Genomic DNA, 12,958 nt, shown 5'->3' on the forward strand with positions numbered 1-12,958 from the left:
TCATGCCTTGTCATGGCTATGCGGATATTCACAGCGCCACTTCACCGCGGTCCATTTCGGATGTTCGCCGATCCACTGGGCGATGTAGGGCGGCGCTGCCATGGCACATTGATGCAGCGAGAAGTCCGCCGTAAACGACAGGTTCCGCTCTTCGCAGGTGTTTGGCGACATCACCGCGCAGACTGTCAGGACCAGATTGATCATATTCATGTCGGCATCCCTGATCGTTCACCGGACGATAACATCCGAAATACGCGCCCGTCAGCGCGAAGTTTCGGCGATTTCCAGGCTAAAAATTGATCCCATAAACCAGACGGGCCTGGTGACGTTCGAAATTGACCAGATCCAGCGTCGATCCTGGCACCTCCGAACGGCCCCATAATTGGGTGTTCCAGCTTGCAGTCAGTCGTGATCGGTCAGAAAGCTGGAAATAGGCGGTTGGCCCGACGAACAGCGCCTGACCAGCCAGTTCGCCAAGGCCGATCCCTTCATATCGGCGCATATAGCGCGCCTCGCCTCCGAGAAGGATGCCGGGACGCACCTGCATCATGACGCCGAGCGCCGCTCCGATGCTCGCCTCGCGTTCCCGCGTTCCGGTATCGACATAGCGCGTCCATTCCGGCTGATAGATCAGATTGAGCGCCGCAACGGCGACGTCAGGGACGATCTCGCGATCGAAGGCCAGCGTGAGCCCCGTGCCGTAGCTCCTGACCCGCGCTGCGCTCGTTTCGTCGATCCCGTTGAACTGCGCGTCGATCGCGAGCGTCATGCCGACGGGGGCCGTTTCGCGATCGAGAAATCTGTAGCGGAAATCCAGCGATACCCCCTGCCAGGCGAGCGTGCGCTGATCGGCGAATCCGGGAACGCCAGTGATCCGATGGGCTGAGAAGCTGCTGCCGATCTCGATGCGAATGTCCTTGGCGGGAACGAACTCCAGTTCGAATTCCTGCTCGCCCGCGCGGTAGCGACCGCCGGATTTGCCGAATCGCCCGGTCGTCTCGCTCTGGAATTCTCGCTCGCCCACCCGGCCGACGTCACTGCCGATCATGAAGCCGAAAATATGCTCGGTATCGATGTCACCGGCCTGCACGCGTGGCACGGCCAGCGTGCTGAATGCAAGAATCGCCGCGTAGACTGTCCTGACGCCGCGCTGCACCTGCATCCAATCCTGTCATCGAAGAGAGACGTATATAAAGATAACGCGCCGCGCGAGCCTAGTCGAAATTGGCCCAGCCGCGAAGACGTCTCTGCGATTGACTTGAACATCGCACCAGGATCGGTTGCTATACACATGCGGGGCGCCGTTAGTGCCAATAGTCAGGGAAGGATATGTCTATGGCGAGACTCCTGGTCCTCTACAAAACACCGAAGAAGCCTGCAGCCTTCGACAAATACTATCAATCTGTACATATCCCGCTGGCAAAGAAGATTCCGGGGCTGAGACACTATGGTGTCAGCACAGGGGGCGTCACAACGCCGACGGGTGACAGCGATATTCATCTGGTCGCCGCGCTGGATTTCGAAACGGTTGCAGCGCTCAAGCTAGGCCTCGCCTCGCCGGAAGGGCAGGCCGCAGCAGGCGATCTCGCGAATTTTGCGGATGGCGGCGTAGATCTTCTGATCTTCGACACGAAGGACGTCTGACAGCCGCAACGCGCGTTCAGCGGCCTCTGCCCGGCTCACAAACCGTAGTCTGCGAGCCGGGAGAGATCGATCAAGACGATCAATCTGTCACTTACGGGCCGCGCAGGCGTACATGTTGATTTCCATGCCGACCTGCACTTCCACGATCTTCGGAGTCTTCCAGCTCATCTTGGTCTCCTCAGAGGTTTGCGCGATGATTGCGCCGCCGCACGATAAGCAGTGAGGCGACGTCTTTCAACTTAACTCCTCAGGTTGCGGCGCAAAATGTGCAGGCAACCAAAGTGTAACTACACTTCCGCGGTGAGGGCAGGCCGCTGATGGCCGTGATGCGCTCTGTGAATCGCGGACGGAGCCACGCCAAAATACTTCCGGAACACGCGACTGAAGTGCGAAGAACTTGAGAAGCCCCAGGAAAACGCGACGTCCGTGATCGTCTTTCCGTTCTGCGCTTCCAGTTCCTGCCGGCAATTCTGCAGCCGCGCCTGCCAGATATAGTCGCTGACAGTTATCCCGCGGTCGCTGAACAGCATATGCAGATAACGTTTGGTGCAATGCAATGCAGACGAAATCTGATCGATGCTGAGCTCGGGATCCCGCAAATGTTCCCGAATGAAACCCTGCGCACGGACATACATGGCTTCCGGCCCGACACGATCAAGCGTCATGTCGACTTCCCGCAGCGGCAACAGCAACAGATCAATCAGTGAATCGGCAACACCGATGGCACTGTTTGGCGATAGTCTGGTCGCTTCGTGGAAGGCGGCCTGTACAAATTCGTGCGCGATGCGCCCGGTGCCGGCGCGCGCCGACAGTTTGCAGGCGGCCAGATTTCCCGCGCCGAGGCCGCGCTCATGCAGCAACTCCTTGGGCACGATCACGACGTCGTGGCGTGTAAAGGCCGGGCTGACGATGGTGTGCGGACACGACACGTCATAGACGAGGCAATCGCCGGGCCCGATATCGATCCGGCGACTGTCCTGTTCGAAATGCGAGACGCCATAAGTTTGGAACACGATCTTCACGTATGGATGATCGCTTTGCCTAATTCGCGGGGCCGCATGGCCGATTCGATGCTGACTCGCCTCGATGTGACACAATTTCAGCCGCGAAACCGATGTGCAGCTGATCAGCGCATCGAATGTGGATGCTTCCAGCGGATCGATGTCAAATCGCCCGCACAGATCGGTCAGGGCATCTGACCAAACCTGGATCTGCCTTGTCGGCGTCAATCCGGATGTGCTGAGAGAACTAAGCGTATCGGACATGAACAATTCACCGATCAAAGACCATCACGTAACAATAGGCCGCGCGACGGAACTATACTTACAGAACGAAGCACATATCGAACGAAGCACATATGGAAGAATGTGCAAAACAATATGTAAAGGCACAGCCCGCAGCTCGTGAATCGTGGTCAGAGTAACTCACTTCTCCTTGTCGATCCTCTGACTCGATACCAGCCCCGTCAAGTGAAACATCACCCTTAGGTCGCAGTGCGGCGATCCGTGTGCAGTGCGAAAGGCGCGGACTTTCCAGATAGCGTTCAGGTTTTTCGTCAATGTACGAGAAAATTATCTTGCACGGGTTCTCTGTCGAGCAAGCCTGCTTCGCTCTTGGGCAAGTATGCAGCAGCGGATCTTGCTACTCATAGATACCAAAATGAAGCTGGGCCGCTTGACGAGACCCGGCATTATGTCTGGGAGGACATCACGATGCGAAAGGTGCTGCTTGCGACCTGTCTTGGCACAATGGCGGCCTCTGCCGCGAGTGTTGCCATCGCCAATGATGAACTGACAAAGATGGCGCAGAACCCGAAAGACTGGGTAATGCCAGCGGGCGACTACGCCAATACGCGCTATTCGAAGCTGAACCAGATCACGGCGGCTAATGTCGGCAAGCTGCAGGTGGCTTGGACCTTCTCTACCGGTGTTCTGCGCGGCCACGAAGGCGGTCCGCTGATCATCGGCAACATGATGTATGTACATACGCCGTTCCCGAACAAGGTCTACGCAATGGACCTGTCGCAGGACAACAAGATCGTCTGGAAGTATGAACCGAAGCAGGATCCGAACGTCATTCCGGTGATGTGCTGCGACACCGTCAATCGCGGCGTTGCCTATGCGGACGGCAAGATCTTCCTGCATCAGGCCGATACCACGCTGGTCGCACTCGACGCCAAGACCGGCAAGGAAGTTTGGACCGTCAAGAACGGCGACCCTGGCAAGGGTGCAACGGGCACGTCGTCCCCGCTGGTGGTCAAGGATAAGGTGCTGATCGGCATCTCGGGCGGCGAATTCGGCGTCCAGTGCCACATGACCGCTTATGACCTGAAGACCGGCAAGCTTGCTTGGCGCGCCTTCTCGGAAGGACCGGACGACCAGATCATGGTGGATCCGGAGAAGACCACCGCACTCGGCAAGCCCGTCGGCAAGGATTCCAGCATCAAGACGTGGCAAGGCGATCAGTGGAAGATCGGCGGCGGCTGCACCTGGGGCTGGACCTCCTACGATCCGGAGCTGAACCTCGTCTATTACGGCTCGGGCAATCCCTCGACCTGGAATCCGAAGCAGCGGCCGGGCGACAACAAGTGGTCGATGACCATCTTCGCGCGCGATGCCGACACAGGCATGGCCAAGTGGGTCTATCAGATGACGCCGCATGACGAATGGGACTATGACGGCGTCAACGAAATGATCCTCAGCGATCAGCAGATGAACGGCCAAAACCGCAAGCTGTTGACGCATTTCGATCGTAACGGCCTCGCTTACACCATGGACCGTGTCACCGGCGAATTGCTGGTTGCCGAAAAATACGATCCGAAGGTGAACTGGACCACCGGTGTCGACATGAACAAGTCGTCGCCGACCTATGGTCGCCCGAAAGTGGTCGATCAGTACTCCACCGAGAAGCAAGGTGAAGACGTCAACACCAAGGGCGTCTGCCCGGCGGCACTCGGCACCAAGGATCAGCAGCCTGGAGCCTATTCGCCGGATACCCAGCTGTTCTATGTGCCGACCAACCATGTCTGCATGGATTATGAGCCCTTCAAGGTGAACTACACCGCCGGCCAGCCTTATGTGGGTGCGACGCTGTCGATGTATCCGCCTCCGGGCGAAACCCATATGGGTAACTTCATTGCCTGGGACAACAAGACCGGCAAGATCGTCTGGTCCAACAAGGAACAGTTCTCGGTCTGGTCGGGAGCGCTCGCCACTGCCGGCGGCGTGGTGTTCTACGGGACGCTGGAAGGCTACCTGAAGGCGGTCGATGCCAAGACGGGTAAGGAACTCTACAAGTTCAAGACTCCGTCCGGCATCATCGGCAACGTCACCACCTATGAAAACAATGGCCGGCAATATATCGCCGTCCTGTCGGGCGTCGGCGGCTGGGCCGGAATCGGTCTCGCAGCGGGTCTGACGGATCCGACTGCCGGTCTCGGTGCCGTCGGTGGTTACGCAGCCCTGACCAACTATACCGCACTCGGCGGCGCGCTGACGGTCTTTGCACTCCCACAGTGAACTGACGCATCAGTCACCGGCGCATGGTTCGTCCATGCGCCGGTCTTTTCTGAAATCGCATGCCGAGGACAAGCTATTGCGTCACATCTGGTCTGTCATTGCCACGATTGTTGTCGTGGCCTCTGGGAATACGAGCTTCGCCGAGAATGCCGGCGATCCGAAAGCCGTCAAATCGGAGGACGGCAAGTATCTGGACAAGGAGGGCAATCCGACCTTCAACGTCGCCGCCGATGGCACCATCGACTGGTACACATATTCGGGGTACCGGCGCTATCACTCGGAATGCCACGTTTGTCATGGCCCCGATGGGATGGGATCGACCTACGCACCGGCACTGAAGGACTCGCTGAAAACGATGAGCTATGGCGACTTCCTCGGTGTTGTCGCCAGCGGCCGCAAGAATGTCAGCACGTCGCAGGAAAGCGTCATGCCGGCCTTTGGCGATAACACCAATGTCGCCTGCTACATGGACGATCTCTACATCTATCTGCGTGCGCGCGCCAATGATGCGGTCGGCCGCGTCCGCCCGGGCAAGCGCGAGGAAAAGCCCGCAGCCTATACGGAGGCCGAGAGCGCCTGCATGGGAAAACCGCACTGATGCGGATCACGAGCGAGCCGCTGACTTGCAATCCCGGATGACGCAGACTCGGACAGTACAGGACCGGATGACGCAAGATCAAATGACCGAGGGAGTTGAGAATGAAGACCCGCGCCGCAGTCGCCTTCGAAGCAAAGAAGCCGCTTGAGATCGTCGAAGTCGATCTCGAAGGGCCGAAGGCAGGCGAAGTTCTGGTCGAGATCAAGGCGACCGGCATTTGCCACACCGATGCCTATACGCTCGATGGTTTCGACAGCGAAGGCATCTTTCCTTCCATCCTCGGCCATGAAGGGGCCGGCATCGTGCGTGAGGTCGGTCCCGGAGTCACCTCGGTCAAGCCCGGCGATCATGTCATTCCGCTCTACACGCCGGAATGCCGGCAATGCAAAAGCTGCTTGAGCCAGAAGACCAATCTCTGCACCGCGATCCGCGCCACCCAGGGCAAGGGCGTGATGCCGGACGGGACTTCGCGCTTCAGCTATAAGGGCAAGCCGATCTACCACTACATGGGCTGCTCGACCTTTTCGAACTTCACGGTGCTGCCGGAGATCGCGGTGGCGAAAATCCGCGATGACGCCCCGTTCGACAAGAGCTGCTATATCGGCTGCGGCGTCACCACGGGTGTCGGTGCCGTGGTCAATACAGCGAAGGTCACGCCGGGCTCCAATGTCGTCGTGTTCGGCCTTGGCGGCATCGGCCTCAACGTCATTCAGGGCGCACGGATGGTCGGAGCCGACAAGATCGTCGGCGTCGACATCAATGACGACAAGGAAGAATGGGGCCGCCGCTTCGGCATGACCCATTTCGTCAATCCGAAGAAGGTCGATGGCGACATTGTTCAGCATCTGGTGGGGCTGACCGATGGCGGCGCCGATTACACCTTCGACTGCACCGGCAATACCACGGTCATGCGACAGGCGCTCGAAGCCTGCCACCGCGGCTGGGGTGTTTCCGTTGTTATTGGCGTCGCCGAGTCCGGGAAAGAGATCGCGACCCGGCCATTTCAGCTCGTTACAGGTCGCGTCTGGAAAGGCACAGCCTTCGGTGGCGCGCGCGGTCGTACCGACGTTCCCAAGATCGTCGACTGGTACATGAACGGAAAGATCGAGATCGATCCGATGATTACGCATGTGCTCAAGCTGGAAGAGATCAACAGGGGATTCGATCTGATGCACGAAGGAAAATCGATCCGATCGGTGGTCGTGTTCTGAATGCAGGCTGCAACACCAGAGTGCCAATACAACAATGCTTCACACAAGTGACGCATCATACCAGGAGGATAGACTGATGACTGTTCATATCCACCCGTCCGTTGACGGCGGTGTCAAACAAGGTTCAGGCCATTTTTCCGGCGGAACGCTGGTCTGCAAATGCAGCGACAAGCCGGTCAAGGTTGGCGTCAAAGGCGACGTCGCTCATAACCACGCCTGCGGCTGCACCAAATGCTGGAAGCCCGATGGGGCAACCTTTGCCGTGATCGCAGTGGTTCCGCGCGAAAACGTCACCGTACTGCAAAACGGCGACAAGCTGCGCATCGTCGATCAGGCCGCAACCATCCAGCGCCATGCCTGTACCGGTTGCGGCACCCACATGTTCGGCCGCATCGAGAACAAGGGACATGCGTTCTATGGCCTCGACTTCATTCATCCCGAATTGTTCGAGGAATCCGGCTCGGCCGCACCGGGCTTCGCCGCCTTCGTCTCGTCGGTGATTGAATCCGGCGTGAAGCCGAGCGACATGACCGCAATAAGGTCGCGCCTCAAGGAATTGGGACTCGAACCTTATGATTGCCTTTCGCCTGCGCTGATGGATGTCCTCGCCAATCACGTGGCAACGGCCAAAGCGGCCTGAGTCAACACAGCATATGAGCATCCGCCGGTGGCGACATGTCGCCACCGGCGTTGCTATCGGTCGATTTGCTCCGGCAAGGAGCTTCGACTTGGTGGGTCACCCGAATAATCGCGCTTCGGCCTCGCTGCGATCGGCCTGCTGCTTTGTGCGATACTCACAGCATTGACTGCACGAAGAAGGAGAGCCCGCAAGCGCTCGTCATGCCCTTTCGCTTTCGCGCGGCACAGCGTGCGGACATCCATGCGGTCTGACCGCGTGAATCTCGAATATCACGTTCAAGCCCAGATTATGCCTTAGCGAAAGTCAGCAGTCGTTGTCGGCGGTTTTGCCCGGTGCAGCCGTTGCTCCCTCGGCCTGCTGCGCTGCAGTGGGCCGTCCTTGCATTTGCTTCTGAGCATCCTCGGACGACGCTGGAGTATTGCCGGCCTGCTGGTTCATGGCGCTCGTCGGTGGGTGCTGACCAGTGTTGGAATTTGCACTGCCGACCGTCGTTCCGGTGTTTCCCGGCGTCGGGCCAGAGCCAGCGTCACGCATCTCTGCCGATTTGTCAGTGGTGCATGGCCCCGCATACGCTGCAGCGCCACTAAGCCCCAGTGCGATGGCGCACGCGAGAATCAGTCGAGTCATTTTCATCTGTCTCTCCCTTGGGTAACGCAAGCAAGCTACGCATCTGCGTGCATGCAGCATTTCCAACAAATCGTCGGGAGACGCTTAGGTTCCGTGCGTCGGCGGTAAAGCAGCCCCTGAATGCGATCCGTGGCTCCACGCATTCTACGTTGCCGACGCAGGAACACTCTGAAGTAAAATAATTACCGGGTCTGGGCGGCCACCGGTCCGTATCATTATCACAACCGGGAAGGCGAGGCCGATGACCATTCCGGCCAACGCCCTTTCATCCCGAAACCCTACCTTGCCGGGGCCTTGGTGTCCGCAATGCGGACATTCGAGAATATGCGTTAAGCGGCTTCGGGCTGATTACACTCGACGTGATGCTCGGCAATCAGGTCCATGGCCTTGTGCCGCCACATCTCAGCGTCGGCGAGATGCTTCCAGCTCTCTTCGGGGAAGTGCGCGGCTCGCTGACGGCAAAGGCTTTCCATCGCGCGATAGGTCTGAAGCTCTTTCATACCGACCTCCCGTTTTGTTTATCCTATTCCCGGTTTGATGGCGGGCTCAAGAAGATTCAAAGCAGATGTTCTGCAAGGATGCTCTCCGGCGCGATCCTTGTCCGCCGGCTGCATCTGGCCCTTTCGTCCTGCCGCATTTCTTGGTCTTTCATGATCATCTCCTTTCAGAGGAACACTTTGAACAATCGCAGGTTTCTCAATTCATCATCAGGAGAGATCGGTGCCCGAATACTCAGAAGAGCAGATCCGGAAATATGCCCATCAACTCTGGGAGAGGGATGGTAAGCCCGAAGGCAAGGCAGAGGACTTCTGGCACCGAGCCAAGGGTGAATTGGAGAGACCCAATCCTGATGATCCGAAACCGATGCCTGAGTAACGCATGAGAAGCGCAGGCAGTGCGTCAGAACGCCAAGCCACAGGTCAGGGTCTGTGTAAGCTAAAGTATTTTGGGCGCGCATGATTGAGCACAACGCGCCCGCTGAATCACGTCGACCAACCACGCCTGTTAAGGGATGTGTGCTGGCACGGGCGTTTTGGAGGAGGCCGAGTGCAAATTGACGCAGGGCCGGTGCAGCAGGGACTACTTCAAGAATGGACCAAGGGAGCTGTCAAACGGCACCGTTCCGAGCTGTCTCTAGCGCATTGCTCAGCTCGTGAAGCTCATAGGGTTTGCGCAACAGCGGAAATTCAAAACCGGACTTCCGCGAGGCATCGCTATAGCCCGATGCGAGAACCACCGGTATGTGCGGGTGACTTTGTTTGAGATGGCGAGCGAGGCCAAGACCATCCATTTTTCCTGGCATCACAACATCACTGAACACAATGTCGATGCCGTTGCGCTCCACTTCGCGCAAGGCGGAATCTGCGTCGGCTACCCATTTCACGCGGTATCCTAGCTCTTCCAAAAGGAGGGCGCTGGAGGTTGCAACATCGGGATTGTCTTCGACAAGAAGAACGGTGCCGGCGCCTTCGGCCAGCACCTCTGCTTCGTGCGCGCCAGCATGGCCTTCTCCGCGCGGAAGGCGAATGACGATTTCGGTGCCGTCGCCGAGGCGGCTTTTGATCCCGACATTGCCGCCGGCCTGATTAACAAAGCCATGAACTTGCGAGAGCCCCAATCCGGTTCCCTTGCCGACAGGTTTGGTCGTGAAAAACGGGTCGAACACCCGCGCAATGACATCGTCGGGAATACCGGTGCCAGTATCGATCATCTTGATGCTCACATACTCGCCTCTATCATCTCCATCAGCGACACAGTAATTCTCGGCCGCAATCGTCAAGGTGCCGCCGTCGGGCATGGCATCACGCGCGTTTATGCCCAGATTGATAAGTGCGGTCTCAAGTTCGGTTTGATCCGCAAATACCGGCCAGAGTCCGGCGGGTACAGAGATTTCAAGCTGTATCGCGCTGCCCAAAACCGTTACTAAAACCTCGCGCACAGCCTGTACTGTCGCTCCAACGTCAAGCAATACCGGATCGACCTGTTGGCGGCGCGCAAACGTCAGCAGCTGGCGCGTAAGTGATGCACCGCGACGAACGCTGGCCTCGATCGCTTCTGCTGCCTTGACCACGCGAGGATCGATGGCGTGGCGCTTGATCAGCCGAGTGTTGCCGGTAACCGCCATAAGCAAGTTGTTAAAGTCGTGGGCGACTCCGCCGGTCAGCTGTCCGAGCGCATCCATCTTCTGCGATTCCGCTAGCTGCTTTTGCATGCGTTCAAGCTGCTGCGCCGCTTGACGTCGTTCTGTGATATCGCGCGTAATCTTGGCAAAGCCAATCAATTCGCCTGCATTGTTGCGAATGGGATCAATGACCACGCTCGCCCAAAAAAACGAACCATCTTTGCGGACGCGTAAGCCTTCTTCCTCGTAGCGGCCCTTCTCACGCGCAATTGCTAGCGCACGCGCCGGTTTTCCCGCGTCCCGGTCACCGGGGGTGTAAAAGCGCGAAAAGTGCTGGCCGATAATTTCCTCGGGAAGATAGCCTTTGATCCGCTGACCGCCCAGGTTCCAGCTGGTGACCCGACCTTCCGGATCAAGCATGTACAGGGCGTAGTCTGTGACATTCTCCACCAGCAGCCGAAAATGACTTTCGCTTTCGTTCAATGCGGAGCGTGCTTGCATCCGCTCAGTAATGTCGCGCGTGATTTTCGCGAAGCCGACAAGAGCACCATTTTCATAGATGGCATCAATGACGACGGAAGCGAAAAATCGCGAACCGTCTTTGCGCATCCGCCAGCCTTCCGCTTCGAAGCGCTTATTCCGACGTGCGGCCTCTAATGCGGCGGCCGGAAGCCCGGCTTCGCGGTCTTCCGGGGGATAGAAAATAGAAAAGTGCTGGCCCACGATTTCATCCGCGCCATATCCTTTAATCGTCTCGGCGCCCGCATTCCAATTCGATACGATGCCGTTCAGGTCCAGCAGATAGATTGCATAATCCGTAACGCCCTGTACGAGGAGCCGAAATGCACGCTCGCTTTCGAAGAGGCTGCGCTCGGAGTTATTATTCTCAGTCATTAGTCACTTCCCTCGAAGCTTAATTAACGCGCGCCTGGGTTATTGGATGGTTATCGCCGGCTAGGACTAAACCTTACAGCTGTCGCCGACGAAACGCTCTGCTCAGCGGCCAGGTCTTCAAGCTCTTTCACGCACTCGAATCGCAGTGGGTTGCCCGCGAGAAGATATTCGCATTCGCGTCAATGGTCCGAAAAGAAGGCAGCCCGGGGATCAAGCGCACGAATAGCCGCTTTCATCTCCCGTGTGCCGGCCAGCGAAATGCCGCGCCTGGCCATTCTAGCTACCGATGTGATTCGGCGGTTCAGGGCGGCGGCAACCCGAACAGTCGACGCGCCCTCAAGGGAGAGCTGTCTTAGCCGAGCCATGTCGTTCTCTGTCCAGCTCTTCGACTAGTGGGATGGGGCATGCACTTTCCCTTCAGGAGGCCGTAGGCCAGGAGAATTGGCCCAAATGTGAAGGTTGGCGTACCTCGGGCAGGCTTGCTCGAGCAGCCGATCCCGCTCCACGCGGCGGGCATTCGCATTGCGCGGGCGCGCAACGCCTTCGCCTGATCAACCAGGATCTGCTTGGGATCGTTGTCTCTGAAAAAGTGACGCGGTTTCATGCACGCCTCCCTTCCATTGGAGGGGCGGGAGCGCGAATGGCGTTCTCATCACCGATAAAAGCCGAGAGCCACGCGGTGATGACGACCAATGATCTGGGCTCGCATTGGTTCCGCCCGAGGGAACGCGTGGCGAGGCATCATTAAAACCGTTCTTGCTGGAGAGCAGATGGCCGGCGTGTGGAAGGAGTTTGCGTGCAATCTCTCGACAACGCGAATTTCTGCGGGTTAACCGGAAACTTTCGGGAATTGGACAGCTATTTGCGCCGATTTCGCCAGCCAGAGACTGTTCCGTTCGCGGGAAAAGTGCGAATTGCGGGCCATTCTCGAAACATCAGGGAAAATAGACGTCCGACGGGACTGGCCTGGCTGGGGCGGGAGTGCTGTTCGCACCTGTCTCTAAGCCAATTCCCGGCAAACAGGGAATTTTACAGGGAACTCATCCGCTTCGACAGGAGCGACCGTCTCGTGGGGCAGTTCCTGGGACAATTAAACAGGGAATTTGTTTTCGAAAGCAGGGAGCTTCTGGGTCGATCAGAGATGAGAAAGTCATCCTCGCGATCGAAAGCGGACATCAATATTTTTAAGCCCAGAACGCGGCTTGCGCCATCTCGTGCTTTAGTTGCCCGCGCTACCGCCTTATTCGTCGGCAAGGAACACCAATTTCTTCTCACATGTCGGCGCGACTTTTGCTCCGTGTCAGGCTGCCCATTCTGAGGTTGGAGGCGTCCGTCATGAGCACCTGAAGATATGGATCGTAACTTGGCGGACCAGTTTGGTTGCCTTCCTCAGGGACGTACCCATGCACTGCGCGGTTCGTGAGTACACTCCCATCAAGATCTGGTCGACGGTCTACGGCTTATCGTTGTCGTGCGAGGACATCTTGCGACGGTTCGGCTCAGACGAAGGTCATCACTCACCAACTCTGCCTGTTGGTCCGAAGAATGGCGTGTCGGCCGAGACGGACGACATTGCACGAGCACTCTTGAGCGGCTCGTCGCCGATCCGCCGCCCATTAATGTGGCAGCTCTGCCCAAATCATGGGAGCGGACGATCCAAATTATTGTACGTCCCGGGACAAGCTTTCTGCGGACATGCGCCCG

The 12,958-nt window shown here is 57.9% G+C and carries 13 protein-coding genes; 6 read left to right on the forward strand and 7 right to left on the reverse strand.

Going from position 1 to position 12,958, the window contains the following annotated elements:
• The gene (locus AB8A38_RS24640) at positions 1-210 is read right to left on the reverse strand and encodes a hypothetical protein (RefSeq protein ID WP_068734580.1); all 210 of its coding nucleotides are present in this window, start codon (positions 208-210) and stop codon (positions 1-3) included.
• A 79-nt stretch (positions 211-289) separates the two neighbouring features.
• On the reverse strand, positions 290-1,162 hold the full coding sequence (locus AB8A38_RS24645; RefSeq protein WP_439087761.1) for a hypothetical protein: 873 nt from the start codon (positions 1,160-1,162) through the stop codon (positions 290-292).
• Between the two features lie 173 nt (positions 1,163-1,335).
• Between AB8A38_RS24645 and AB8A38_RS24650 the strand changes: the two genes are divergently transcribed.
• A complete protein-coding gene (locus tag AB8A38_RS24650; protein WP_175366351.1) occupies positions 1,336-1,644 on the forward strand; it encodes an EthD family reductase in 309 nt (102 codons plus the stop codon).
• A gap of 87 nt (positions 1,645-1,731) precedes the next feature.
• Here the strand turns inward: AB8A38_RS24650 and pqqA are convergent, their stop codons facing one another.
• Both pqqA and AB8A38_RS24660 read right to left on the reverse strand, forming a co-directional pair.
• Complete coding sequence (gene pqqA, locus AB8A38_RS24655; protein ID WP_081421972.1) at positions 1,732-1,812, reverse strand: pyrroloquinoline quinone precursor peptide PqqA; 81 nt, start codon at positions 1,810-1,812, stop codon at positions 1,732-1,734.
• A gap of 119 nt (positions 1,813-1,931) precedes the next feature.
• On the reverse strand, positions 1,932-2,909 hold the full coding sequence (locus tag AB8A38_RS24660) for a helix-turn-helix domain-containing protein (protein WP_315843724.1): 978 nt from the start codon (positions 2,907-2,909) through the stop codon (positions 1,932-1,934).
• Between the two features lie 447 nt (positions 2,910-3,356).
• Between AB8A38_RS24660 and xoxF5 the strand changes: the two genes are divergently transcribed.
• The 4 genes from xoxF5 to gfa all read left to right on the forward strand — a co-directional run bounded on the left by xoxF5 (position 3,357) and on the right by gfa (position 7,611).
• On the forward strand, positions 3,357-5,162 hold the full coding sequence (gene xoxF5, locus AB8A38_RS24665) for a lanthanide-dependent methanol dehydrogenase XoxF5 (RefSeq protein ID WP_089266008.1): 1,806 nt from the start codon (positions 3,357-3,359) through the stop codon (positions 5,160-5,162).
• A gap of 34 nt (positions 5,163-5,196) precedes the next feature.
• The gene (locus AB8A38_RS24670) at positions 5,197-5,760 is read left to right on the forward strand and encodes a c-type cytochrome, methanol metabolism-related (protein WP_410001844.1); all 564 of its coding nucleotides are present in this window, start codon (positions 5,197-5,199) and stop codon (positions 5,758-5,760) included.
• Between the two features lie 101 nt (positions 5,761-5,861).
• A complete protein-coding gene (locus AB8A38_RS24675) occupies positions 5,862-6,971 on the forward strand; it encodes an S-(hydroxymethyl)glutathione dehydrogenase/class III alcohol dehydrogenase (protein ID WP_315843723.1) in 1,110 nt (369 codons plus the stop codon).
• Positions 6,972-7,047: 76 nt separating this feature from the next.
• Positions 7,048-7,611, forward strand: a complete 564-nt coding sequence (gene gfa, locus AB8A38_RS24680; protein WP_439087762.1) for an S-(hydroxymethyl)glutathione synthase — start codon at positions 7,048-7,050, stop codon at positions 7,609-7,611.
• Between the two features lie 303 nt (positions 7,612-7,914).
• Here gfa and AB8A38_RS24685 read toward each other — a convergent pair whose 3' ends face one another.
• A complete protein-coding gene (locus tag AB8A38_RS24685; protein WP_439087763.1) occupies positions 7,915-8,244 on the reverse strand; it encodes a hypothetical protein in 330 nt (109 codons plus the stop codon).
• Between the two features lie 323 nt (positions 8,245-8,567).
• Positions 8,568-8,738, reverse strand: coding sequence for a hypothetical protein (locus AB8A38_RS24690; protein ID WP_315843721.1), 171 nt, complete (start codon positions 8,736-8,738; stop codon positions 8,568-8,570).
• Between the two features lie 220 nt (positions 8,739-8,958).
• On the opposite strand from AB8A38_RS24690, the gene AB8A38_RS24695 reads away from it, so the two are divergent.
• Positions 8,959-9,114, forward strand: coding sequence for a DUF2934 domain-containing protein (locus tag AB8A38_RS24695; RefSeq protein ID WP_439087764.1), 156 nt, complete (start codon positions 8,959-8,961; stop codon positions 9,112-9,114).
• A gap of 232 nt (positions 9,115-9,346) precedes the next feature.
• Here AB8A38_RS24695 and AB8A38_RS24700 read toward each other — a convergent pair whose 3' ends face one another.
• On the reverse strand, positions 9,347-11,254 hold the full coding sequence (locus AB8A38_RS24700) for a PAS domain S-box protein (protein WP_439087765.1): 1,908 nt from the start codon (positions 11,252-11,254) through the stop codon (positions 9,347-9,349).
• Positions 11,255-12,958: the final 1,704 nt, after the last annotated feature.

The organism is Tardiphaga sp. 839_C3_N1_4 (assembly GCF_051811045.1).
Taxonomy (GTDB): Bacteria; Pseudomonadota; Alphaproteobacteria; order Rhizobiales; family Xanthobacteraceae; genus Tardiphaga.